This window comes from uncultured Acidovorax sp. (assembly GCF_964021665.1).
Classification (GTDB): domain Bacteria; phylum Pseudomonadota; class Gammaproteobacteria; order Burkholderiales; family Burkholderiaceae_C; genus Acidovorax; species Acidovorax temperans.
Genome location: NZ_CAXIAK010000027.1, coordinates 1 through 24,261, shown reverse-complemented (window position 1 = coordinate 24,261; position 24,261 = coordinate 1). Strand labels below are relative to the sequence as shown.

General features: G+C 64.0%; 18 protein-coding genes. 10 read left to right on the top strand and 8 right to left on the bottom strand.

Annotated elements, in window-relative coordinates; all coding sequences use genetic code 11:
- Positions 1–238: 238 nt before the first annotated feature.
- Entirely contained in the window at positions 239–1,021 is a 783-nt protein-coding gene (locus tag AADJ04_RS08115; RefSeq protein WP_082758822.1) for a response regulator transcription factor, read from the top strand.
- Here the strand turns inward: AADJ04_RS08115 and AADJ04_RS08110 are convergent.
- Complete coding sequence (locus AADJ04_RS08110) at positions 943–1,137, bottom strand: exosortase H-associated membrane protein (RefSeq protein WP_341239300.1); 195 nt, start codon at positions 1,135–1,137, stop codon at positions 943–945. The genes AADJ04_RS08115 and AADJ04_RS08110 overlap by 79 nt on opposite strands.
- A 169-nt stretch (positions 1,138–1,306) precedes the next feature.
- Here AADJ04_RS08110 and AADJ04_RS08105 point away from each other — a divergent pair, with 169 nt between their 5' ends.
- Positions 1,307–4,192 (top strand): ATP-binding protein, encoded by a 2,886-nt coding sequence (locus AADJ04_RS08105; protein ID WP_341239299.1) that lies wholly within the window; start codon positions 1,307–1,309, stop codon positions 4,190–4,192.
- A 146-nt stretch (positions 4,193–4,338) separates the two neighbouring features.
- Here the strand turns inward: AADJ04_RS08105 and htpG are convergent, their stop codons facing one another.
- From htpG to AADJ04_RS08075, 6 genes are all read right to left on the bottom strand, one after another.
- Positions 4,339–6,312 (bottom strand): molecular chaperone HtpG, encoded by a 1,974-nt coding sequence (htpG, locus tag AADJ04_RS08100; RefSeq protein ID WP_066696826.1) that lies wholly within the window; start codon positions 6,310–6,312, stop codon positions 4,339–4,341.
- 150 nt (positions 6,313–6,462) lie between these two features.
- Positions 6,463–7,398 carry an exopolyphosphatase gene (locus AADJ04_RS08095; RefSeq protein ID WP_044395838.1) on the bottom strand — a complete coding sequence of 312 codons (936 nt, stop codon included), beginning with the start codon at positions 7,396–7,398 and terminating at the stop codon, positions 6,463–6,465.
- Between the two features lie 197 nt (positions 7,399–7,595).
- Entirely contained in the window at positions 7,596–8,429 is an 834-nt protein-coding gene (locus AADJ04_RS08090) for a pseudouridine synthase (RefSeq protein WP_341239313.1), read from the bottom strand.
- A 384-nt stretch (positions 8,430–8,813) separates the two neighbouring features.
- Positions 8,814–11,144, bottom strand: coding sequence for an EAL domain-containing protein (locus AADJ04_RS08085; RefSeq protein ID WP_341239298.1), 2,331 nt, complete (start codon positions 11,142–11,144; stop codon positions 8,814–8,816).
- Positions 11,144–11,776: a methylamine utilization protein gene (locus AADJ04_RS08080; protein WP_341239297.1), complete on the bottom strand. Its 633-nt coding sequence runs from the start codon at positions 11,774–11,776 to the stop codon at positions 11,144–11,146. The genes AADJ04_RS08085 and AADJ04_RS08080 overlap by 1 nt, the downstream gene beginning before the upstream one ends.
- A complete protein-coding gene (locus AADJ04_RS08075; RefSeq protein WP_142082343.1) occupies positions 11,773–12,693 on the bottom strand; it encodes a DUF4394 domain-containing protein in 921 nt (306 codons plus the stop codon). The genes AADJ04_RS08080 and AADJ04_RS08075 overlap by 4 nt, the downstream gene beginning before the upstream one ends.
- A gap of 131 nt (positions 12,694–12,824) precedes the next feature.
- Here AADJ04_RS08075 and AADJ04_RS08070 point away from each other — a divergent pair, with 131 nt between their 5' ends.
- Positions 12,825–14,291, top strand: a complete 1,467-nt coding sequence (locus AADJ04_RS08070; RefSeq protein ID WP_341239296.1) for a methyl-accepting chemotaxis protein — start codon at positions 12,825–12,827, stop codon at positions 14,289–14,291.
- A 25-nt stretch (positions 14,292–14,316) separates the two neighbouring features.
- Here the strand turns inward: AADJ04_RS08070 and AADJ04_RS08065 are convergent, their stop codons facing one another.
- Positions 14,317–15,051 carry a Crp/Fnr family transcriptional regulator gene (locus AADJ04_RS08065; RefSeq protein ID WP_044395556.1) on the bottom strand — a complete coding sequence of 245 codons (735 nt, stop codon included), beginning with the start codon at positions 15,049–15,051 and terminating at the stop codon, positions 14,317–14,319.
- Between the two features lie 218 nt (positions 15,052–15,269).
- On the opposite strand from AADJ04_RS08065, the gene AADJ04_RS08060 reads away from it, so the two are divergent.
- From AADJ04_RS08060 to AADJ04_RS08030, 7 genes are all read left to right on the top strand, one after another.
- The gene (locus AADJ04_RS08060; RefSeq protein ID WP_341239295.1) at positions 15,270–17,216 is read left to right on the top strand and encodes an AMP-binding protein; all 1,947 of its coding nucleotides are present in this window, start codon (positions 15,270–15,272) and stop codon (positions 17,214–17,216) included.
- A 19-nt stretch (positions 17,217–17,235) separates the two neighbouring features.
- Positions 17,236–18,021, top strand: a complete 786-nt coding sequence (locus AADJ04_RS08055) for an ABC transporter ATP-binding protein (protein WP_044395553.1) — start codon at positions 17,236–17,238, stop codon at positions 18,019–18,021.
- 279 nt (positions 18,022–18,300) lie between these two features.
- Entirely contained in the window at positions 18,301–19,230 is a 930-nt protein-coding gene (locus AADJ04_RS08050; RefSeq protein ID WP_066786650.1) for a branched-chain amino acid ABC transporter permease, read from the top strand.
- 151 nt (positions 19,231–19,381) lie between these two features.
- Positions 19,382–20,458, top strand: a complete 1,077-nt coding sequence (locus tag AADJ04_RS08045; RefSeq protein ID WP_044395549.1) for a branched-chain amino acid ABC transporter permease — start codon at positions 19,382–19,384, stop codon at positions 20,456–20,458.
- A gap of 200 nt (positions 20,459–20,658) precedes the next feature.
- Positions 20,659–21,987: an ABC transporter substrate-binding protein gene (locus tag AADJ04_RS08040; protein WP_341239294.1), complete on the top strand. Its 1,329-nt coding sequence runs from the start codon at positions 20,659–20,661 to the stop codon at positions 21,985–21,987.
- Positions 21,988–22,229: 242 nt separating this feature from the next.
- Positions 22,230–23,039 carry an ABC transporter ATP-binding protein gene (locus AADJ04_RS08035; RefSeq protein ID WP_066691827.1) on the top strand — a complete coding sequence of 270 codons (810 nt, stop codon included), beginning with the start codon at positions 22,230–22,232 and terminating at the stop codon, positions 23,037–23,039.
- Between the two features lie 228 nt (positions 23,040–23,267).
- The coding region (locus AADJ04_RS08030) for an AMP-binding protein (protein ID WP_341239293.1) at positions 23,268–24,261 on the top strand (994 nt) is incomplete at its 3' end.

Sequence of the window (24,261 nt, the reverse complement as noted above, 5' to 3'; positions counted from 1 at the left end):
GGAATGGAACTGCGCATGTGATCTCAAAATATTTGCCATATATGGCAAATATGATTGTTAACTTTTAACAAAGCGCTTACAATAACGCACAAATGATACTTCGGTGGTGCAATTGTTGACTTCGTTTTTCAACGAGTGCAAACGATTGTCAGAAATTCGACCAGGCGTCGGTTCTGAGGCAACATCAGAAGGTTTTCTTTGACCCCTCCAAAGTGCGCCCCAGCGCTGTGACCACGCCATGCGAATAGCCGCCCTCGACGACGATCCGATCCTGCTGGAGCTGATCAAAGCCACCACCGAGCAACATGGCCACGTCTGCCACACCTACCTGACAGGCACCCAGCTGCTGCAGGACATCCGGCACGAGACCTTCGATTTGCTCATCGTGGACTGGCACCTGCCCGACATGGAAGGCCCCGAGGTGGTCTCCGCCGTGCGCCAGACGACAGGGCGGCACCTGCCCATCCTGTTCGTCACCCGCCGCCGCGAAGAGCAAGACGTGATCGAAGCCCTGTCCTGCGGCGCCGACGACTTCATGACCAAGCCCCTGCGCATGGGTGAGCTGGTGGCCCGCACCACTGCCTTGCTGCGCCGCGCGTACCCCCAGGCCATGAGCGACAACCTGGTGTTCGGCCCCTACCGGTTCGACCCCGAAAAGCGTTCGCTGTGGCTGCGCGACCAGCCCGTGGAGCTCAAGAACCGCGAATACGAACTGGCCCTGTTCATGTTCCGCAACGCAGGCCGCCTGCTCTCGCGCGCCCACCTGCGTGAAGTGGTGTGGGGCGAAACCAGCGAAGCGCCCTCACGCTCGCTGGACACCCACATGTCGCGCCTGCGCACCAAGCTGGAACTCACCCCTGCCAACGGTTACGTGGTGGGCGCCATCTACGGCATGGGCTACCGCCTGGACGCCGTGGACGCCAACGCGACACCGCCCGCAGGTCAGGACGGATCGGCAGCCGATGGCGAGGCCGGCGCCGAGGGCTTCCAGGCAGGCACCACCACCTTGGCCACGAACTGACGGTCCAGCCACAGCCACACCAGAATGGGCGCCAGCGTGGGCACCACCAAAGAGCCCACCTGGTAGCCGTACATCACAGAAAACCGAAACTGTGACCTCGTAAGTGAGCTTGCCATGTGGCAGGGCTCACCGCCGCTGCGGGTATCGTAAGCTGCACGAGTGTGAACGAAGGCAGCCACCTTTGGCCAGTTCGCGTGAACGCACACAGCCATGCTGTGCGTGCCTTGGACTGGAGACTGCACACGCAACTGTCTGGCCAGACTCCGCTTCGAACCGCTTTCACCCATGCCCCGCGAATCGCTCTTCTCCAACCTCTCCCTGGCGGGCAAGATCACCTTGCTGTTGGGGCTGATGGGCCTGGTGTCGATGGCCATCATCGGCTACGCCATGGTGCACATGCGCCAGATGGACGAGCAGTACCGCACGCTGATCTCCTTGGAGTCCGAGTTGGCGCAGAGCTTTGGCCGCACCGGCGTGCTGCTGGGCGAATCCCAGCGGATGGTGCACGCTGCGCACAGCGCCTCCCAAGGCACTGCATCCCCCCCGGCGGCCGAAGCCGCACAACGGCTGCGCACCCTGCAGCGGGAGTTCGAGACGGAGCTCAACGACATTGCCCAGGGCATGCCGCACCAGGGCCGCGAATTGATGGGTTTGCGCTCGCGCTCGCAGAAGGTGTTTGATGCAGGCGATCAGGTGCTGGATGCGGCCACCAAAGGGTACAAGGAGGCGGCGACCACCTTGCTGTACCAGGCGTTTGAGCCAGCCCTGCTGGAACTGAAGCAAGACCTCGACGCCTTTCGCAACCGCTCGCACGGCGAATTTTCAGCGCTCATGAACGAGCAAAATCTGGCGACGGAAAAAACCCTGTGGCGCATTGCAGCGGCTGTGGCGGCGGCGCTGGCGGGGGTTCTGGTGCTGTCGGCCTATGTGGCGCTGACGCAGATTTCACGCCCTGTGAGCCAGCTGGCGCGCATCATGCAGAGGCTCACGGAGCACCAATACGACGATGTGATTCCCGCCACGAACCGGCGCGACGAGGTGGGCACCATGGCCCGTGCGTTGCAGGTCTTCAAGAACACGATGGAGGGCGCGGACCAGCTCACGGCGCAAGTGCAGCGCAGCGAAGAGGCGCGCAGGCTTTCGGAACAATTGATGGACCTGACCAGCGCAATTCCTGGCGTGGTGTTTCAACTCCATCTGCAGGCCAACGGCAAATGCAGGTTTCTGTTCGTGAGCGACAAGGCCGGTGCGATGCCCGGGCTGCGGGTGCTGGCGTTGCTGCGCAGCGGCGGGCCGGTGGGCGAGGCCTATGCCGTGCCTCGGCCAGTGCGCCAGCGCATCCAAACCGCGTTCATGGAACGGCTGCGCAACCCCGAGCCGCTGGACTTTGACACCGAGGTGCAGCACGAGGGCGCATCGCGCTGGCTGCAAACCTCTGCCACCGCGCGGCGGCTGGCGGATGGCAGCGTGCTGTTTCACGGTGTGTGGATGGACGTGACCGAGCAAAAGAGCCAGACACACGCCATGGCCACTGCCAAAGAGGCGGCAGAACGGGCTGCACAGGAGCGCGCCCGCTTCATCGCGGTGATGAGCCATGAAATCCGCACGCCGCTCAACGCCGTTCTGGGCATGGCACAGCTGGCGTTGAAGGACGAGTTGCCCGCCCAGCAGCGCGAGCGCGTGGAGCAGATCCGACGGGCCAGCCGCCACCTGCTGGGCATCCTCACCGACGTCCTGGACTTTTCGAAGATCGACGGCGGCCACCTGCAGCTGGAACACAAACCGTTTTCTCTGTCGTCGATCATGAGCACCCTGGCCGATCTGCTCAGCCCCAAGGCGCTGGCCAAATCGCTGCAGCTGCGCATGGATGTGGACGACAACGTGCCCGAGCATTGCGTGGGCGATGCCCAACGGCTCTCGCAGATCCTCATCAACTACGTGCACAACGCCATCAAGTTCACCCACCAGGGCGAGGTGGTGGTGCGCCTGCGCGTGGTTCAGCAAGACGGGCACCACCTGCTGCTGCGCGGCGAAGTGCAAGACACCGGCATTGGCATGACGGCGCAGCAGATGGAAGGCTTGTTCGAACCCTTCCGCCAGGCCGACAGTTCCATCACCCGCCGATTTGGCGGCACCGGCCTGGGACTGGTGATTTCCCGCCAGCTGGCTCAGGCCATGGGCGGGGAGACGGGCGTGCACAGCGAACCGGGCCGTGGCAGCACCTTCTGGTTCACGGCGCGCCTGCAACGCGCACCCGCCCAAGACTGGGCGCACGAGGGATTGGAGCAACCCCAGAGTCCCGCAGCCTTGGGCGTGGACCAGGCCGCAGGGCTGCGTGTGCTGGTGGTGGACGACAACGAGGTGAACCTGCAGGTCGCCCAGGGCTTGCTGGAAGCCGGCGGCCTCCAGGTGGACCGGGCGCGCAACGGCGCCGAAGCCGTGGACCAGCTGACCCGCGCAGCCGACCACACCTACGCCGCTGTGCTGATGGACATGCAGATGCCGGTCATGGATGGCCTGAGCGCCACGCGCGCCCTGCGCGCTCTGCCCCGTTTTGAGGCGCTGCCCATCATCGCCATGACGGCCAACGCCACCACGGCCGACATGGAGCGCACCCGCGCCTGCGGTATGAACGACCACATCGCCAAACCCCTGCTGGAGGCGCCGCTGTGGCAGACGCTGTCGCGCTGGCTGGCGCGTTCAGCCAGCGCATTACCGCCCGACCAGGCCGCAGACACTGCGCCCCCACCAGCCCCCAACAACCCCAGCCCCACCCGCGCAGAAGCCGCTGCAGCGCAGGCACCAGCATTCGACGTGGCGCTGCTGCAGGATTTGCAGGAGTCCATCACCACGGCACGGCTGCTGCCGCTGATTGCACAATTTGCTCAGGACTGCGAACGGCGCGTCGCACGCATCACCGAAGCCGCCCAGGCCCGCCAATGGGAAGCCCTGCGCCGCCAAGCGCATGACCTGGGGGGCACGGCAGGCAGCTTCGGCCTGTCCACCCTGGGTGAGCTGACCCGCCCGCTGGAAGCCGCCGCCAAGGCCGAGGATGCGGCAGCCACCGACCGTTGCATCGCCGAGTTGCAGCAACTGGCCCAGCAAGGGCTGGAGCAGCTGCGCGCCCACGCACAGGCTTTGGAAAACCCAGCCTCCCACCAGGACGGGTAGCCCAGCACGACAAGCCCGACAAGAGGCACCGCTGCACAGGCACGAAAAAGCCCCGGGGCATCACATGCCGCCGGGGCCACAAACACTATCAATTCAATAGCGGCTAGCGCTTTATCCATAAGCGCCGGCAGCCATTTTGACCCTTATCAGGCCAGCAAGGCATTCACCCGCTTGACGTAGGCTGCCGGGTCTTCTGGCAGGCCGCCTTCAGCCAGCAGGGCCTGGTCGAACAGGATGTGCGCCAGGTCGTGGAAGTGCACGCTGCCGTCCAGCTTCTTGACCAGCGCGTGCTCGGCATTCACCTCCAGCACCGGCTTGGTCTCGGGCGCCTGTTGTCCAGCTTGTTTGAGCATGCGGGCCAGTTGCGTGCTCATGCCGTCGTCCTGCACCACCAGACAGGCAGGCGAATCGACCAGGCGGGTCGTCACGCGCACGTCTTCGGCCTTGTCCTTGAGCGCTTCCTTCAGCTTGGCCAGCACGGGCTTGAAGGCTTCAGCTGCCTCTTCGGCGGCCTTCTTCTCGGCCTCGTCCTGCAGCTTGCCCAGGTCCACCGCGCCCTTGGCCACGCTTTGCAGCGGGGTGCCGTCAAACTCGTGCAGGTAGTTCAGCGCCCACTCGTCCACGCGGTCGGTCATGAGCAGCACTTCGATGCCCTTCTTCTTGAAGACTTCGAGCTGCGGGCTGTTCTTGGCAGCGGCCAGCGTGTCGGCGGTGATGTAGTAAATCGCCTCCTGGCCTTCCTTCATGCGAGCCTTGTAGTCGGCAAAGGAGACTGTCACGGCATCGCTCTGCGTGGAGGCAAAACGCAGCAGCTTGGCCAGGCGCTCGCGGTTGGCAAAGTCTTCGCCCAGGCCTTCCTTCAGCACCGCGCCAAATTCGGCATAGAACTTGGTGTACTTGCCTTCCTTGGCCTTGTCTTCCTCGCTCACCACGTCGGTCACGCCATCGGCGCCTTCACCCGTGGTGTGCTTGTCGTGCTTGGCCAGGTCTTCCAGCATGCTCAGCACACGCTTGGTCGAGCCCTCGCGGATGGAGCGCACGTCGCGGCTTTCCTGCAGCAGCTCGCGGCTCACGTTCAGCGGCAGGTCGGTCGAGTCGATCACGCCCTTCACAAAGCGCAGGTAGGTGGGCAACAGCGCTTCGGCGTCGTCCATGATGAACACGCGCTTCACATACAGCTTCACGCCAGCCTTCTTGTCGCGGTTCCACAAATCGAACGGCGCCTTGGCGGGGATGTACAGCAGCTGCGTGTATTCGGTGTTGCCTTCCACGCGGTTGTGCGCCCAGGTCAGTGGGGCTTCGTGGTCGTGGCTGATGGTCTTGTAGAACTCGGCGTACTGCTCGTCGGTGATGTCCTTCTTGGGGCGCGTCCACAGGGCGCTGGCCTTGTTGATGGTTTCCCACTCGCCCGTCTTGACCATGCCACCGGGCTGGCGGCCGCCGTTTTCATCGTTGGGGTTGATCAGCTCGCCGTCTTTCCACTCTTCCTTTTCCATCAGGATGGGCAGGCTGATGTGGTCGGAGTATTTGGCGATGACCTGCTTGAGCTTCCAGGCGTTGAGGTATTCCTCGGCATCCTCGCGCAGGTGCAGGATGATGCTGGTGCCGCGCTGGGCGCGCGTGATGGTTTCGACCTCAAAGTCGCCCGTGCCGCTGCTGATCCAGCGCACACCTTCTTCGGGCTTCAGGCCCGCGCGGCGCGACTCCACGGTGATCTTGTCGGCCACGATGAACCCGGAGTAGAAGCCCACGCCGAACTGGCCGATGAGCTGGGCGTCCGCCTTCTGGTCACCGCTGAGCTTGCCCATGAAGTCCTTGGTTCCGCTCTTGGCGATGGTGCCCAGGTGGTCGATGGCCTCTTGCTGGCTCATGCCGATGCCGTTGTCGGTGATGGTCAGCGTCTTGGCGGCCTTGTCGAAGGTCACACGCACTTCGAGGTTGGGGGCGTCTTCAAACAGCGCGGCGTTGTTCAGGCCCTCAAAACGCAGCTTGTCGCAGGCGTCCGAGGCGTTGGAGATCAGCTCACGCAGGAAGATTTCCTGGTTGGAATACAGCGAGTGGGTGACCAGGTGCAGCAGTTGGGCCACTTCTGCCTGGAACGACAGGGTTTGCTTGCTCATGGGAGGGTTCTCTCTCTCGGTAAATTTCTGGATGGAATCGCACAACGGGGGGCACAAAAAATCACGCGTGCCAGCCCGGCAGGCGTGATTTATGGGCGGGGGTGAAGGTTTCAAGAGGGGCGAGCAGCCCGCTCCTGCAAGTGGCGCTCCTCAGCCGTCGGCGTTGATGCGCTCGACCAGCACCTTGAGAACCGCGTCTGCCTTCTCGTTGGCCACCTGGCAGGTGCCCGCAGCGGCGTGGCCGCCACCGCCAAACTCCAGCATCAGGTTGCCCACATGGGTCTTGCTGCTGCGGTTGAGGATGGACTTGCCCGTGGCAAACACGGTGTTCTGCTTTTGCAGGCCCCACATCACGTGGATAGAGATGTTGGCCTGCGGGAACAGCGCGTAAATCATGAACCGGTTGGTGGCCCAGATGGTTTCTTCCTGGCGCAAGTCCAGCACCACCAGGTTGCCCAGCTCAATGGCGCAGCGCTCCAGTTGCTCCCTGGCCTTGACGGCATGCTCGCGGTACAGGGCCACGCGCTCCTGCACGTCGGGCAACTCCAGGATCTGCTCGATGGTGTGGTCGCGGCAGTACTTGATCAAATCCATCATCAGCGCGTAGTTGCTGATGCGGAAATCGCGGAAACGGCCCAGGCCGGTGCGCGAGTCCATCAGGTAGTTCAGCAGCACCCAGCCCTGCGGGTCGAGGATGTCTTCACGCGAATACTGGGCCGAGTCGGCCTGATCCACCGCCGCCATCATCTCTTCGGTGATGCGGGGGAACGCGGCTTTGCCACCGTAATGGTTGTAGACCACGCGCGCCGCGGATGGGGCATGGGCCTCAATGATGTGGTTGGTATCGCGGCGGCCCGCGTTGCGCACGGTTTCCGACTCGTGGTGGTCGAACACCAGGTGCGCACCCGGCACGTAGGGCAGGTTGGTGGTGATGTCGCGCGACGTGATGGCAACCTTGCCATCCTGCATGTCCTTGGGGTGGACGAACGTGATCTCGTCAATCAGGTTCAGTTCATTGAGCAAAACGGCGCACACCAGGCCATCGAAGTCACTGCGGGTGACCAACCGGTATTTCTCTTCACTCACAGACATCTCCTCTTAGAGCGGCTAACAAAACTCAGCGTAGCGGTTCTGGCTAGGCACTGCGTCGCAGGCAGTACGCGTAGTACGACAAGACGCGGCAACGACGCCAGAAGAGTTTTGTTAGCCGCTCTTAGAACAGGCGGGTGCGGTCATGCTAGCAACGCCCCCGGTGCCGCACCCCGTGCGGCCACAAAAAAATCTCAAAACCGCTCGTGCGGTCCCAGGTAGCGCCACTGGCCTACGGGCAGGTTGCCCAGCGTCACCCTCCCAATGCGGATGCGCTTGAGCCCCACCACCTTGAGCCCCACCAGCTCGCACATGCGGCGAATCTGGCGCTTCTTGCCTTCGGTCAAGACAAAGCGCAGCTGCTCGGGGTTTTGCCACTCCACCTTGGCGGGCTTGAGCGGCTCACCGTCCAGGCTCAAGCCATGGCGCAGGCGTTCCAGCAACTCCTTGGGGAACACCGCCTGCACGTTGGTGCTGACAGGGTCACGCTCGTCGATTTCCTGCAGCGGCGCGGAGCGCTCGCCAGGGTGGCGTGGCACCGCCTGGCCCGGTGCCTGGTAGACCACGCGCACCAGGTATTCCTTGTCCACCTCAGAATCTTCCCCAATGATCTGCCGCGCCACGCGCCCGTCCTGGGTCAGCACCAACAAGCCCACCGAGTCGATATCGAGCCGCCCGCAAGGCGCCAGGCCCCGCAACTGCGGCGGAGAGAAGCGGTTGCGGCTGGGGTCCTCGCGCCAGTGGGTGCGGGGATTGATCAGCGCCACGGCGGGCGTGTGGCCATCCTCGGCCTGCCCGCTGACATAGCCGATCGGCTTGTTCAGCAAGATGGTGACGCGCTGCTCCTGGAAACCCTGGGCAATCTTGTCCACCTCAATGCGATCTGCGGCGGTGACCTGCAGCCCCATGGGCGCCACCTTGCCATTAACCTTGACCCAGCCTTGGGCAATCCAGTCATCGGCCTCGCGGCGCGAGCACAAACCCAGCTCGGCCATGCGCTTGTTCAAGCGCGAGGTATCGCCACCCACCGACGCAGGCCTTGCCCCCGGGGCAGCGGCGGGCCGGGGGGCAGCGGAGCGCGCTGCCGGGGGCCGCTGCGGCAGCGCTGGCGCAGGCCGCCCGCCTGCATCAGCAGACCAGGTGCGAGTCGACGTGGGGCCGATGGCGCGCTCGGACCGCGCCGCAGCAGGTCGCCCGTCCGCTACGGAAGGCCGTGCAAAGGCCCCGGACGGGGCCGGTGCGGCGGGTGCTGACTTGGCCGACAAGGTGGGGCGGCGCAGCACGGGCCGCACGGAAGCGCCCTCAGCAGGCGCAGCGGCACTGGCGGGGCTTTGGGGTGGACGGGAACTGGATGAAGACATTGGGCGTATTGTCGCCGCCGGGCGGCGCCTGCTCATCTGGCATTGCGAAGATTACCCCTGCCTTTGCTGCCACGCCAGAAATTCTTGCGCAGGCATCGGCCGGCTGATGTGGTAACCCTGGGCTTCGTCACAGGCCAGCGCGCGCAGGCGCTCCAGAATGCCGCCGGTCTCCACGCCTTCGGCCACCACGGTCAGGCCCAGGTTGTGGGCCAGATCAATGGTGGAGCGCACGATCATCGCGTCATCCTTCCCCTGCTCCATGCCCATCACAAACGACTTGTCGATCTTGAGCTCGTCCACCGGCAGCCGCTTGAGGTACGCCAGCGACGAATAGCCCGTGCCGAAGTCGTCGATGGACAGTTTGAAGCCTTGCTCGGACAACCGGTTGAGCATGGCTTCGGCGCGGTGGGGGTCGTCCATGATGGCGCTTTCGGTGATCTCCAGGCAAAACGATGACGCCTTGACCCCATGGCGATCCAGAAGAGCAGCCAGCTTGTGGCTGAGGTCCGGGTCCAGCAGGTCGCGCGTGGAAAGGTTCACAGACACGCGCAAACCCCGGCTCTGCTGCGCGGGCTGGGCTAGGAATTTCGCCACTTCCTCAAACATCCACAGGGTGAGCTGGCGCACAAACCCGGTTTGCTCGGCAAAGGGGATGAACTCCATCGGCGGCACCATGCCGCGCTGCGGATGCTGCCAGCGCACCAGGGCTTCCGCTGCCGATCCGCTTTGGCCATGCAGGGGCACCTTGGGCTGCAGGTACAGCCGCAATTCGTTGCGCTCCACCGCACGGCGCAGTTCCGTGAGCAGCGACAGATTCTGGGCACTGCTCGAATCAATCGCAGCGTCGTAACGCAACGCGCCACTGAGCTTGCGCTTGGCGGCATACATGGCGATTTCGGAGCGGCTGAGCAGCATGTCGGCGTCTTCAGCATCGCCGGGCCAGCAAGCGATGCCGATACCGGCACTCAGGTCGACGGTCTGGTCCTGCAGGGCCAGGGGCTGCTCCAACGAGGTCAGGATCTGCTGGGCCACCGCCAGCGCGCCAGGAGCTTCGACGCCCCGCAGCAGCACGGCAAATTCATTGCCCCCCAGGCGCGCCACCATATCGTCAGGTGACGTCACCAGGTCAGCCATCCGCTGCGCCACGGCTTGCAGCAAACGGTCGCCAAAGGCGTACCCCATCACGTCGTTCACATGCTTGAAGCGATCGAGGTCCAGAGTCAGCACGCTTACCAGCGGGGCTTGGCCTGCGCCTGGTTCCAAGGCCCGCACCAGGGTTTCACGAAAGCGCTCGCGGTTGGGCAGGCCTGTCAGCCGGTCCCAATAGGCCAGCCGCATGATTTCCTTTTGCTGTGCGCCGATGTCCACGCGCATGCGGTCGAACGAACGCGCCAGCCGGCCAATTTCGTCCTGCCTGCGGGTGTGCTCCATGGGGGTGTCGTACTCACCCCGCGACAGGCTCTGGGTGGCGCGCATGAGGGATTGCAACGGGGTGATCACGCGCTGGGCCATCAGGCCACTGCCCAGCGCAAAGAGCAATACGCCGCCAGTGGTGATGAATGCCAGCAGCAGCTGCAACTGGCGATAGGGAGCCACCACCGCGTCCACCGACCGCAGCAGCAATGCTTGCACCTGGCCATTGACACTGGGCAGAGGGCTGGAGCGTGACAGCAGTACCCCGTCGGGCGAATCGATCTCATCCACCTGACCGCCTTGCGCAACGATCTGGTCACGCAGGGTGGCTGGCAGCGTGCTCACGGGCACAGTCACTCGTCCATCGGACTCTTGCACCACCAGCGCCACCTGCACCGACAGCAACCGGCGCATTTCATCGGCCAGCGCCTGGTCGAGCGGAAAGCCCATCAACACCCAGCCCATAAGCACAGGCGCGCGCATGGGCACCATCACAAACTGGTAGGGCACGCCACCCACTACCGCAATCTGGCTGCCCTGGGGGCTGCGCGCCAGTTGCGGCGCCACTTGCTCCAGAGTGGGAATGAAGGCCTGGGCGGACGACGGAGCCGTCAGTGCGCGGTAGGCCATGTTGGTGTCCAGCAGCGCCGTGGCTGCTGCGCCGATGCGCTCTCCATGGTTTTCCAGCACCGACTGGATGGTTTCCTCGTCGCCAGAATGAACCGCAGACCGAAACCCGTAATCCGCCGCCAGCAGGGCCGAGCCCTGGCGCAGACGCTCGGCGTTTTGCTCCAGCAGGCGCAGCCACACGTTTTCGTCCACGTCGAGCTGGCGCGCAATCTGGCTGCGGGCGTTGCGCTCGATGCCGGCGCGCACCACGGCAAACCCGGCCAGCTGCACGATCAGCAGCAGCAACAGGGACACCCCCACCAGGCGCAGGATCAGGCTACGGCCGAGGATCCTCCACATCAAGGCGCCAACCCCACCAGCTTGGCCGCAGCGCGCACATTGCCGGCGGCAGGCACTGCCACCGGTTGCTCATGGGCGGCAGCGCCCGGTGCCATGCGGGGGTGCCAGACGCGCAGCTTGTAGTTGCCGGCCGGCACGCCGTTGATCTGCACCTGTGCGGCGCCCTCGGCAGCCTGCGCGTAGTACGGCGTGTCCACCACCACAATCCAGCCCACCATGCGGTCGTGGATGTTGCAGCCCAGGGTGACAACGCCCGCCCGGTCAAACACCACGGGATTGGCGGGCGTGCCGGTGTAGAGCTTGAGCTCGAATTTCTTGGCAGGAGAAAACGAGTACACATGGTGGCGCACGCTGTCGCGGTTCGGAAAATGCACGGAAGTGCCCATCGGGACCACCAGCACGCCCGGAAGAAACTGCTTGCCTTGCTGCGCCATCTCGGCCCCCGCCAGGGGCTTGGTCTGGGCACTGGCGGCGGCAGACTCCAGAAACGCCACCGCACCATGCACCGGGCGGCCCGCTTCATCCACCACATCCACCTGCACACTGGCAGACCATGCGCCTGCACAGCTGAAGGCAGCCCAACAGACCACGGCACGCGCGGCCCACCGCCAGCAAGCACCAGACTGCGTCATGGCTCAATCGCCATGCCCACCAGGGGGCTGCCGTCAGCCACCACCCCCAGCAGCGTGGCCTTGCCGGTGTTCAGGTCGATCAGGTGCAGCTGCGTCTTGGGGTTGCCCGCCGTTCGCACGGCCGCCAAGGCGGTGTTGTTCACGTCGGAAATGTCCATCGAGGCGTCCGTCAACGGCCCCAGGCCCAAGGAGCCCACGGTGCGCAGTTGCCCTGTGTTGGGCGAGACCACGGGGGTTTCACCCTCGCGCGACCCCTGCATGACCAACACCCCCAAGGCCCGGTCAATGGCGTAGTTGGTGGTGAGCTTGCCGTCGTTGGGGTTGTAGGTGTATGCGGCAGCGACCACCTCTGGCGCACGCGCGTGGTTCACATCACTCCACGCATAGCGAAGGTAGGGGTCCGACTGCAGCCCTGGGCGCAAGTTGTCGCCATCCACCTGGGCGCCCGTGTCAGGGTGCAGACGCAGGTTCTGCCCCAGGTTCGACACCACCCGCACCCGGTCAGCCGCAGGATTGAAGTCCACGCCAAACGCCGAGCCTTTCAACGCCACGGGCGGTGTACCAGCGCCCACGGGGGTGAGCTGGCCTGTGCCCAACTCCAGCGTGTAAAGGCGCCCTGATTGTGCAAGCGCATACAGCACACCCCGCGCCACACGAAAGTCGATGCCCACCAGCTTATCACCCGCCGGCAAGCCTTGCAGCGGCCTGCGCTCCAGGATGTGGTCGGGCCTGGCAGCGTTGAACGTCAGCAGCTCATGTGCAGCAGTCACGGCAACGACTTGTTCGCGCAGCTCCAGTGGTTCTTGAACCGGGGCTGCACAACCCGCCACCAAGCTGCCGACAGCCAACGCTGCGGCAAGGCCAAAGGGGCTTTGCCAACGGAAACGCAAGCGCGAAAGCAGAGACAGCGAAGGCATGGAGCAGCTCCCAAAGATGTAACAGAACCGAACACAAGCGGACATTGTTGCACTGAGTCCGCGCACACTGCGCAAGGAAACTATGCTGTCAATTTTCATAGCACCAAAACCAACAGCAGAAAGCGCAGGCGATGACCTTGTTAAGCCGCTCCAGCGCCATGCTCAACGAAATCGACCCCAAGCAGGCGCAGGAGCAAATCCAGGCCGTGCGAAAGACCTTGCAGGAATACGCCAAGCAGGAAGCGCAGCTCGCACAACTCATTACCCCAGCCACCGCCAGCGCCGCCGAGACTGCGTTGCTGCAGCAGGTGCAGGCAGCAGCCCAAAAGGCCAAGCCAGAGATTGAGAGCGCGATTCAAGCAGCGGACGATGGCGACACCGTCACCTCCAGCCTGAACCTGATGACCCGCGCCGCGCCGGCTGAATCGATCTGGCGGCAACAGCTGGGCGAGTTGATTGCGCTGCAAAACAGGCTCAATGACGAAGCCGCCGCTTCGGCCGAAGCGATCCAGAGCCGTGCACGCTGGATCGGCGGCGTGCTGGTGGTGGCAGCCATGGCACTCGGTCTGCTGATTGCCTGGCGCATCACCGCCAGCATCACCCAACCGATCGCCCGCGCCGTGGTGGTGGCAGAGCGCATTGCCCGGGGCGATCTGACGTCGCAAGTGGAAGTGCGCATCCACGACGAAACCGGCCGGCTGCTGGAAGCGATTGCCACCATGCAAGACCGGCTGCGCAGTCTGGTGGCCGAGATCGGGCAGGCCGCAGACTCCATTTTGGTGGCCAGCTCTGAAGTGGCTTCAGGCAACCAGGACCTGAGCCTCCGCACCGAGCAGACGTCTCACAACCTGCAAGGCGCCTCCCAGGCGCTGGGCGATCTGACGGGCACCGTGGCCCAAAGTGCGCAGGCCGCCCATCAGGCCAACGGCCTGGCGGCCAAAGCATCCACCGCAGCGGCAGAAGGAGGCGAAGTGGTGACCCAGGTGGTGCAGACCATGGACGCCATCAGCGCCAGCTCGCGCAAGATTTCCGACATCACCAGCGTGATCGACAGCATTGCCTTCCAGACCAACATCCTGGCGCTGAACGCCGCCGTGGAAGCTGCCCGCGCGGGCGAGCAAGGCCGGGGCTTTGCCGTGGTGGCCAGCGAGGTGCGCGGCCTGGCAGGTCGCGCGGCCAACGCGGCACGCGAAATCAAGACGCTCATCAACGACAGCACCCAGCAGGTCCAGGCGGGCGCCACGCTCGTCAACCACGCGGGCGACAGCATCGCGCAGCTGGTGCAATCGGTGCGACAGGTCTCCAGCATCATGGCCGAGATCACCGCCGCCACGCAGGAGCAAAGCCAGCGCATCACCGAAGTGAGCCACTCCGTGGGATCGCTGGAAGAAATGACGCAGCAGAACGCTGCACTGGTGGAGGAAGGCGCTGCCGCCGCCGAAAGCCTCAAGGACCAGGCGGGGCGCCTGACGCGGATGGTGCACACCTTCCGCCTCACCCGCGAACACACCCAGGCCCGGGCGTGGGAGGCACCTACCCCAGCGGCCCTTGCAGGCCAGACGCCAGCGAATCAGCGCATCGCACTGCACCGCAGCTAGCCCTCGGAATCCGAGAAATCGGCGCTCAGCCCTCAGTGGCAGAGGCCCTGCGGACAAACACGCTGGACTGCAACGCTGCCAGGTCCAGCACACGCACGCCGCCGTACTCCACACGAATGGCGCCTTGCGCCTGCAACGCCATCAGCGCTTCATTGACCCGCTGGCGCGACAGCCCCACCAGGTAAGCCAGCTCCTGCTGGGTGATGCGCAGCACCTCGCCCACACCGGGGTAGAGCACCGGGTTGAACAGGGACGCCAGACTGCGGGCCACGCGCACGTCGGGGTTGTTGAGGCGATCAATCTCGCGCGCGGCAATGAACTGTCCCAGCCGTTCGTTGAGCTGGTGCATCACGAACCGGTTGAACGCGATGGAGTGGTCGAGCAGCCAGTGAAACGTGTCAATGGGCAGGCCCGCCACCACGCTCTTGCGCAGCGCCTGGATGTTGTAGCGGTAAGGCTCACGCTTCATGGCCGTGCCCTCGCCAAACCAGCCGCCAGGCGGCACGCCCGTGAACGTCATGGTCTGGCCCTGGGCGTTGTCGCTGCTCATCTTGAGCAGCCCCTCCACCACCCCGAACCAGTACGTCACGGGCCTGCCGACGCGGCACACGAAGTCGCCGGGCAGGGCATCACCCACCAACAGGGAGGCCACAGCGCGCGTGCGCGCGGCTGGCTGAAGCTGTGCCAGCCATGGAATGCCCTTCAACTCCTCTGAAGTGGGCGCGCGGCGGCGCTGGTGCAAAGACAAATCGTGATTCATGCCGGCAAGCGTCACCCAAAAGCCGGCAAAAACCGGCAACGTCACGGGACAGGGAGGGTTTAACCCGATGAGGAGTTTCCCGTAGATTGTCGTCCAAAAGACAAAATAACGTCAAAGCCAGTCCTAGTATTTACGCCAGAGCAACACCTCGCGGCGGCACCTGGCAGCTGAGAAGGTCTGTTGCACCCGGGACAGATACCGATCAAAGAGGACACGGAATGAAGACGACGTTTCCCCAGCTGCTGTTGCAGCACGCCACCCAGAGGCCCCAGAGCCCGGCGCTGCGCGAAAAAGAATATGGCATCTGGCAAACCCACACCTGGGCAGACCTGGCCCAGCTGGTGGAAAAGGTGGCAGCCGGGCTGCACCAGGCCGGCTTGCAGCGCCACGAACACATGGTGGTGATCGGCGCCAACCGCCCCCGCCTGTACGCCACCATGCTGGCAGCCCAGTCGCTGGGCGCGATTCCGGTGCCGCTGTACCAGGATGCCGTGGCCGCCGAATGCATCTTCCCGCTGAACAATGCCGAAGTGCGCTTTTGCCTGGTGGAAGACCAGGAGCAAGTGGACAAGCTGCTCGAAATCCGCGAGCAGTGCCCGCAGATCGCACGCATCATCTACGACGACCCCCGTGGCCTGCGCAACTACAACGAAGAAGGCCTGGACGCGCTGGACTCGCTGATCGAAACCGGCAGCGCCTTTGTGGCCAAGAACCCCGGCTGGTTCAAGGCCGAGGTGGCCAAGGCCCAGCCAGACGATGTGGCGGCCATGTTCTTCACATCCGGCACCACGGGCAACCCCAAGGGCGTGGTGCACACCCACAGCACGCTGCTCGACCGCGCCACAGCGGGCGCCGAGTTCGACAAGCTCACCAGCAGCGAAGAAGTGCTGGCCTACCTGCCCCCCGCCTGGATTGGCCAGAACATCTTCAGCTACGCCCAGTGGCTGGCCTGCGGCTACGTGGTCAACTGCCCCGAGTCGGCCAGCACCGTCACCATCGACCTCAAGGAAGTGGGCCCCACCTATTACTTTGCGCCCCCCCGCATTTTTGAAGGCCTGCTGACCAGCGTGATGATCCGCATGGAAGACGCGGGCACCTTGAAGCGCAAGATGTTCGAGGCCTGCATGAGCGTGGCCAAACGCGTGGGCCCCGCCCTGATGGACGGCGAAGCCGTGGGCACCATCGACAAGATCAAGTACGCGCTGGGCAACCTGCTGGTGTACGGACCGCTGCGCAACAACCTCGGCTTCAGCCGCGTGCGGGTGGCCTACACAGCGGGCGAGGCCATTGGCCCCGACCTGTTCACCTTCTACCGCTCCATCGGCATCAACCTGAAGCAGCTGTACGGCTCCACCGAAACCGCCGTGTTTGTGTGCCTGCAGCCAGACAACCAGGCCCGCGCCGACACCGTGGGCGTGCCCATCCGCGGCGTGCAGATCAAGGTGGCCGACAACGGCGAAATCATGGTGAAGTCCGCCGGGCTGCTCAAGGAGTACTACAAGAACCCGGCCGCCACGGCCGAAGTGCTCACGGCCGACGGCTGGTACCACACCAGCGATGCCGGTTTTCTGGACGCACACGGCCACCTCAAGATCATTGACCGCGTCAAGGACGTGGGCCGCATCCAGGGCGGCGCCAATGATGGCGCCATGTTCGCGCCCAAGTACGTGGAGAACAAGCTCAAGTTCTTCCCGCACATCAAGGAAGTGGTGGCCCTGGGCGACAAGCGCGAGAAGGTCTGCGTCATGGTCAACATCGACTTCGATGCCGTGGGCAACTGGGCCGAGCGCCGCAACCTGCCCTACGCCGGCTACACCGACCTGGCCCAGAAGCCCGAGGTGTACGAGCTCATCCGCGACTGCATTGAAAAGGTGAACGCCGACCTGGCCAACGACGCCCTGCTGGCTGGCAGCCAGGTGAGCCGCTTCCTGGTGCTGCACAAGGAACTGGACGCCGACGACGGCGAACTCACCCGCACCAACAAGGTCCGCCGGGGCTTCATTGCCGAGAAGTACGGCGTGCTCGTCGATGCGCTGTACGCAGGCCGCACCGAGCAGTACATCGAGACCCAGGTGAAGTTTGAAGACGGCCGCACCGGCAGCGTGAGCGCCACACTCAAGCTGATGGACACCAAGACTTTCCCGCCCGTCAAGAACGCCGCCTGAACGCGCCAGGAAGCAACCCATGAGCACCAAAAAGATCGGCGACGTCATCCTCGACGTCAAGAACATCAGCCTCCGGTTCGGTGGCGTGAAGGCGCTGACCGACATCTCCTTCAACGTCAAAGAGCACGAGATCCGCTCCATCATCGGCCCCAACGGCGCTGGCAAGAGCTCCATGCTCAACTGCATCAACGGGGTGTACACGCCGTCCGAAGGCTCCATCACCTTCCGGGGCAAAACGTTTGACCACATGAACAGCCGCCAGGTGGCCGAGATGGGTATCGGACGCACCTTCCAGAACCTGGCGCTGTTCAAGGGCATGAGCGTGATCGACAACATCATGACCGGCCGCAACCTCAAGATCAAAAGCAACCTGCTGTTGCAGGCGCTGCGCATCGGCCCTGCCGAGCGCGAGGAAATTCGCCACCGTGAATACGTCGAGCACATCATCGACTTCCTCGAAATCCAGGCCTTCCGCAAGACCCCCGTGGGCCAGCTGCCCTACGGCCTGCAAAAGCGCGTGGACCTGGGCCGGGCTCTCGCGATGGAGCCGCAGGTGCTGCTGCTCGATGAACCCATGGCCGGCATGAACGTGGAAGAGAAGCAGGACATGTGCCGCTTCATCCTGGACGTGAACGACGAGTTCGGCACCACCATCGTGCTCATCGAGCACGACATGGGCGTGGTGATGGACATCAGCGACCGCGTGGTGGTGCTGGACTACGGCAAGAAGATCGGTGACGGCAGCCCTGACGAAGTGCGCAACAACGAAGACGTGATCAGTGCCTATCTGGGCACATCGCACTAAGAGTCTGTTCGAAGCCTTTTCACGGGGTACGCATGACAACAAACGGACACGATCTAGGCGCCCGCCGCGGCACATGCTGGCGGCCTGGGCAAGGCGGGCAACAACGAGCGTGGCCGTTTGTTGCCATGCCCTTCGGGTTGTCCCGCAAAGGCAGCGTCTGCGGCGTTGCCCATCCTCGCCGCACACAAGTGCGGCTTGCGGTGGACGCCTTGCACCCACTGCCTTTGCGGGGCAACGTACTCCATGAAAAGACTTTGAACAGACTCTGAGAACAACAACATGGCATTCTTTCTTGAAACCCTCATCGGCGGCCTGATGGCCGGCATGCTGTATTCGCTGGTCGCGCTGGGCTTTGTGCTGATCTACAAGGCCTCAGGCGTGTTCAACTTTGCCCAGGGCGCCATGGTGCTGTTCGCAGCGCTGGCCATGGCCCGCTTTGCCGAGTGGATTCCGAAGTGGACTGGCATCGACAACCCCATCGTGGCGAACCTGGCCGCCTTCGTGATCGCAGGCGCCATCATGTTCGTGGTGGCCTGGCTGATTGAAAAGCTGGTGCTGCGCCACCTGGTCAACCAGGAAGGCGCCACCCTGCTGATGGCCACACTGGGCATCACCTACTTCCTCGAAGGCCTGGGCCAGACGCTGTTTGGCAGCGACATCTACAAGATCGACGTGGGCATGCCCAAGGAGCCCATCTTCGCCTTTGACTCCGTGTTCCAGGGCGGCATCCTGATCAACAAGGAAGACGTGATTGCCGCCGCCATTGCTGCGGGTCTGGTGGCCCTGCTGTCGGTGTTCTTCCAGAAGACTTCCACCGGCCGTGCGCTGCGCGCCGTGGCGGACGACCACCAGGCCGCGCAATCCATCGGCATTCCGCTCAACCGCATCTGGGTGATCGTGTGGTGCGTGGCCGGTGTGGTGGCCCTGGTGGCCGGGATGATCTGGGGCAGCAAGCTCGGGGTGCAGTTCTCGCTGACCACCGTGGCCCTGCGCGCCCTGCCCGTGGTGATTCTGGGCGGTCTGACTTCGGTGCCCGGCGCCATCATCGGCGGTCTGATCATCGGTGTGGGCGAGAAGCTGTCGGAGGTGTACCTGGGCCCGTTCGTGGGCGGGGGCATCGAGATCTGGTTTGCGTATGTGCTGGCGCTGGTGTTCCTTCTCTTCAGGCCTCAGGGCTTGTTCGGAGAAAAAATTATTGATCGCGTATGAAATACGAGACCAATAATTTTTCGAAGGAGGCACAACGCGCACCGCGCGTTGTCAGCGGGGCCGCAGGCTCCGCGTGGCACCGCAGGTGCGCCCCCGTGCAAAAGATCATTGATCGCGCCTAACCCACCACAAGAACAACAGGAGACACACCATGCTCTACCGCGAAAACGGCCAGTTCAAGACCAGCTACCGCGCTGACCAGCAGATCTTCCCCATCGCGCAGGACCGCATTGCCATCGGGCTCATCCTCGCGGTGGCCTTCCTGGTGGTGCCTGCGTTTGCCAGCGACTACATCTTCCGCGCCATCCTGATCCCCTTCGTCATCATGGCGCTGGCCGCCCTGGGGGTGAACATCCTGGTGGGCTACTGCGGGCAGATCTCGCTGGGCTCAGGCGCCTTCATGGCCGTGGGGGCCTATGGGGCTTACAACTTCTTTGTGCGCTTCCCCGGCATGCCGCTGATTCCGGCACTCATCCTGGGCGGGCTGTGCGCCACGTTCTTCGGCATTCTGTTCGGGCTGCCCAGTCTGCGCGTGAAGGGCCTGTACCTGGCCGTGGCCACGCTGGCGGCGCAGTTCTTCAGCGACTGGATGTTTTTGCGCATCAAGTGGTTCACCAACAACTCCGACTCCGGCTCGGTGTCGGTGACCAACCTGCAAGTGCTGGGCATGCCGATTGACAGCGCCACCAGCAAGTACGTGTTCTGCCTGGCCATCCTGGTGGTGGTGGCCCTGCTGGCCAAGAACCTGGTGCGCGGCGCCATCGGGCGTGAGTGGATGGCCATCCGCGACATGGACGTGGCTGCGGCCGTGATTGGCATTCGCCCCATGTACGCCAAGCTCAGCGCTTTTGCCGTCAGCTCCTTCATCGTGGGCATGGCCGGCGCGCTGTGGGCCTTTGTGCACCTGGGTGCGTGGGAGCCAGCGGCCTTCTCGGTCGAAGTGTCCTTCCGCCTGCTGTTCATGGTGATCATCGGCGGGCTGGGCTCCATCATGGGTGCGTTCTTTGGCGCGGCCTTCATCGTGGTGCTGCCCATCGTGCTCAACCAGTTTCTGCCTGCCTTCCTGGGCCTGTTCGGCATCGAGATTTCGACGGCGGGCGTGTCCCATGCCGAGCTGATGATCTTCGGCGCCCTGATCGTGTGGTTCCTGATCGTGGAGCCCCACGGCCTGGCCAAGCTGTGGTCCACCGCCAAGCAGAAGCTGCGCCTGTGGCCCTTCCCGCACTGACATGAAACACCCCCTGAGTCGCTTCGCGCCTTCCCCCTCTCTCGCGCTGCGCGCGGGAGGGAGGACGCAGCCCTCGCTGCGGGGCGGCCCTTGCTCGGCTGCCCCGGCCTGGGTAGCGCCAGTTTTTACGGTGGCGCCCTGAAACGTAGCCAAGTTTGTTCCCGTGCTTGCTTCACCCTATTCATCCAAAGGAGACATCCATGAAGCTTTCCAAAATCGTGATCGCCGCCGCAGTGGTTGCCGCCGGTGCGTCGTCGCTGGCCACCAGCGCCATGGCCCAGGCCAAGGAACAGTTCTTCCCGCTGCTGTCCTACCGCACGGGGCCCTACGCACCCAATGGTGTGCCGTGGGCCAATGGCAAGCAGGACTATCTGAAGATGATCAACGCCCGCGATGGCGGCATCAACGGCGTGAAGCTGACGTTTGAAGAGTGCGAAACCGGCTACGCCACCGACCGCGGCGTGGAATGCTACGAACGCCTCAAGAGCCGCCCCGGCGTGACGCTGTTTGACCCCCAGGCCACCGGCATCACCTTCGCGCTGACCGAGAAGGCCCCCGTGGACAAGATCCCGCTGATGACGCTGGGCTACGGCCTGTCGGTGGCGCAGGACGGCCAGGCCTTCAAGTGGAACTTCCCCTTCATGGGCAGCTACTGGACGGGTGCTGACATCCTGATCCAGCATCTGGGCAAGGCCAACGGCGGGCTGGACAAGCTCAAGGGCAAGAAGATTGCGCTGGTCTACCACGACAGCCCCTTCGGCAAGGAACCCATCCCGGTGCTGCAAGAGCGCGCCAAGATGCACGGCTTTGAGCTGCAGATGCTGCCTGTGACCGCACCCGGCGTGGAACAAAAAGCCACCTGGCTGCAAGTGCGCCAAAGCCGCCCTGACTACGTGCTGCTGTGGGGCTGGGGCGTGATGAACTCCACCGCCCTGAAGGAAGCCCAGGCCACTGGCTATCCCCGCGACAAGATGTATGGCGTGTGGTGGGCCGGTGCCGAGCCCGATGTGCGTGACGTGGGCGAAGGCGCCAAGGGCTACAACGCGTTGGCTCTGAACGGCTACGGCACCCAGTCCAAGGTGATCCAGGACATCATGAAGCACGTGCACGACAAGGGCCAGGGCACGGGTCCCAAGGACGAAGTGGGCTCGGTGCTGTACACCCGTGGCGTGATCATCCAGATGCTGGCTGTGGAAGCCGTGCGCCGCGCGCAAGAGCGTTTTGGCAAGGGCAAGGTCATGACCGGTGAGCAAGTGCGCTGGGGCATGGAGAACCTGGCCCTGGACCAGAAGAAGCTGGACGCACTGGGTTTCAACGATGTGATGCGCCCGCTGTCCACCAGCTGCGCAGACCACATGGGCTCCACTTGGTCGCGCGTGCACACCTGGGACGGCAAGAAGTGGAACTTCTCGTCTGACTGGTACCAGGCTGACGAGCAGATCCTGAAGCCCATGATCAAGGCCGGTGCAGACAAGTACCTGGCCGACAAGAAGATGACACGACGCGATCCTGCTGATTGCAGTTCTTGAGTGCATCCCCCTGAGGCGCTGCGCGCCTTCCCCCTTCTCTCGAATCGCTAGCGCGATTCGGGAAGGGGGACAACGCCAGCGCGGCGGGGCGGCGCGGCCGGCGTAGGCCCTTGCACGGTGGCCCTGGTATTTGGGCCGCGACCGTATCAAGGGCCAGTGACGAAGCGGCTGCTTTTCTGGGCAGCCGCCAATCGAAAGGGTTGCATCGCAATCTTTTCGATTGGCACAGCGAAGGCAACACCATGGACTCTAAAAACATTGTTCTCAACGTCAACGGCATCGAGGTCATCTACAACCACGTGATCCTGGTGCTCAAGGGCGTCTCGTTGCAGGTGGCTGAGGGCAGCATCGTGGCCATTCTGGGTGGCAACGGCGCGGGCAAGACGACCACGCTGCGGGCCATCTCCAACCTGCTCAAGGGCGAGCGGGGCGAGGTGACCAAGGGCAGCATCGAGCTGCGCGGCGAGCGCATCGAAAACCTGTCGCCAGCCGATCTGGTCAAGCGCGGCGTGGTGCAGGTGATGGAAGGGCGGCACTGCTTTGCCCACCTGACGATTGAAGAAAACCTGATGACGGGCTCATACACCCGCACCAGCAAGGGCGAGATCGAGGCCAACCTGGAGAAGGTCTACAACTACTTCCCGCGCCTGAAAACGCGCCGCACCTCGCAGGCGGCCTACACCTCGGGCGGTGAGCAGCAGATGTGCGCCATTGGCCGCGCGCTGATGGCCAACCCCAGCATGGTGCTGCTGGACGAGCCCTCCATGGGCCTGGCCCCGCAGATCGTGGAAGAGGTGTTCAACATCGTGAAGGACCTGAACACCAAGGAGAAGGTCACCTTCCTGCTGGCAGAGCAGAACACCAACATGGCGCTCAAGTACGCGGACTACGGCTACATCATGGAAAGCGGCCGCGTGGTGATGGACGGCGCCGCGAGCGACCTGGCCAGCAACGAGGACGTGAAAGAGTTCTACCTGGGCATGGGCGGCGGCGAGCGCAAGAGCTTCAAGGATGTCAAGAGTTACAAGCGGCGCAAGCGCTGGTTGGCCTGACATGCCCCCTGTGGCGCTGCGCGCCTTCCCCCTCAGGGGGACGCACCCGGTGGCCTGGCAAAGCCAGTTCCACGGGTGCGCTGGCCTTCGGCAGCGCGGGCGCCCCGGGCAGTCATCCTTTTCAGACGCTGGACAAACTTACTCTTAATTTGATAGCTGCTTGCGCTTTCCAAATAAGCGCTAGAGGCCGATTTCATTCAAACCACCATCTCACAAGGAAACCCAGGCATGAGCACGTTTTATGACGCCCTGGAAACGCGCAGCACCGCTGAGCGCGAAGCGGCCTTGATGGCGGCGCTGCCGCAGCAGATCGCCCATGCCCAGAAGGCATCGCCCGCGTTCGCCAGCATTCTGGCGGGGGTGGATGCGGGTGCGGTCACCAGCCGCGAGGCATTGGCCAAGCTGCCCGTGACGCGCAAGTACGAGCTGCTGGAGCGCCAGCAGGCGGGCCGCGCCACCAATGTGTTTGGCGGCTTCAGCGCGCTGAACTTTGGGCCGGGCATGACGCGTGTGTTCGCCAGCCCCGGCACCATCTACGAACCCGAGGGCACGCGGCCCGATTACTGGCGCATGGCGCGGGCCATTTACGCGGCGGGCTTTCGGCGCGGCGAGCTGATCCACAACAGCTTCAGCTACCACTTTGTGCCTGCGGGCTCGATGATGGAAACCGGCGCCCACGCACTGGGCTGCACCGTGTTCCCCGGCGGCACGGGCCAGACGGAACAGCAAGTGCACGCCATGGCCGAGCTGAAACCGGCGGGCTACATCGGCACGCCCAGCTTCCTCAAGATCATCATCGAGAAAGCCGCAGAGCTGGGCGTGCCCCTGCCCAGCGTGACCAAGGCCCTGGTCTCTGGCGAGGCGTTTCCGCCCAGCCTGCGCGACTGGTTTGCGCAGCAGGGCATTGCGGGCTACCAGTGCTATGCCACGGCCGACCTGGGCCTGATTGCGTATGAAACCTCGGCCCGCGAAGGCCTGGTGCTGGATGAAGGCGTCATCGTCGAAATCGTGCGCCCCGGCACGGGCGACCCGGTGCCCGAGGGCGAGGTGGGCGAGCTGGTCATCACCACGCTCAACCCCGATTACCCACTCATCCGCTTTGGCACTGGCGACCTGTCTGCCGTGCTGCCGGGCACCTGCCCCACGGGCCGCACCAACACCCGCATCAAGGGCTGGATGGGCCGGGCCGACCAGACCACCAAGGTGCGCGGCATGTTCGTGC

Coding starts and splice junctions, on each gene's coding strand:
- AADJ04_RS08105 (WP_341239299.1), top strand. CDS start 1,307: ATGCCCCGCGAATCGCTCTTCTCCAACCTCTCCCTGGCGGGCAAGATC.
- AADJ04_RS08050 (WP_066786650.1), top strand. CDS start 18,301: ATGGCATTCTTTCTTGAAACCCTCATCGGCGGCCTGATGGCCGGCATG.
- AADJ04_RS08075 (WP_142082343.1), bottom strand. CDS start 12,693: ATGCCTTCGCTGTCTCTGCTTTCGCGCTTGCGTTTCCGTTGGCAAAGC.
- AADJ04_RS08070 (WP_341239296.1), top strand. CDS start 12,825: ATGACCTTGTTAAGCCGCTCCAGCGCCATGCTCAACGAAATCGACCCC.
- AADJ04_RS08085 (WP_341239298.1), bottom strand. CDS start 11,144: ATGTGGAGGATCCTCGGCCGTAGCCTGATCCTGCGCCTGGTGGGGGTG.
- AADJ04_RS08060 (WP_341239295.1), top strand. CDS start 15,270: ATGAAGACGACGTTTCCCCAGCTGCTGTTGCAGCACGCCACCCAGAGG.
- AADJ04_RS08045 (WP_044395549.1), top strand. CDS start 19,382: ATGCTCTACCGCGAAAACGGCCAGTTCAAGACCAGCTACCGCGCTGAC.
- htpG (WP_066696826.1), bottom strand. CDS start 6,312: ATGAGCAAGCAAACCCTGTCGTTCCAGGCAGAAGTGGCCCAACTGCTG.
- AADJ04_RS08055 (WP_044395553.1), top strand. CDS start 17,236: ATGAGCACCAAAAAGATCGGCGACGTCATCCTCGACGTCAAGAACATC.
- AADJ04_RS08080 (WP_341239297.1), bottom strand. CDS start 11,776: ATGACGCAGTCTGGTGCTTGCTGGCGGTGGGCCGCGCGTGCCGTGGTC.
- AADJ04_RS08035 (WP_066691827.1), top strand. CDS start 22,230: ATGGACTCTAAAAACATTGTTCTCAACGTCAACGGCATCGAGGTCATC.
- AADJ04_RS08065 (WP_044395556.1), bottom strand. CDS start 15,051: ATGAATCACGATTTGTCTTTGCACCAGCGCCGCCGCGCGCCCACTTCA.
- AADJ04_RS08115 (WP_082758822.1), top strand. CDS start 239: ATGCGAATAGCCGCCCTCGACGACGATCCGATCCTGCTGGAGCTGATC.
- AADJ04_RS08110 (WP_341239300.1), bottom strand. CDS start 1,137: ATGGCAAGCTCACTTACGAGGTCACAGTTTCGGTTTTCTGTGATGTAC.
- AADJ04_RS08040 (WP_341239294.1), top strand. CDS start 20,659: ATGAAGCTTTCCAAAATCGTGATCGCCGCCGCAGTGGTTGCCGCCGGT.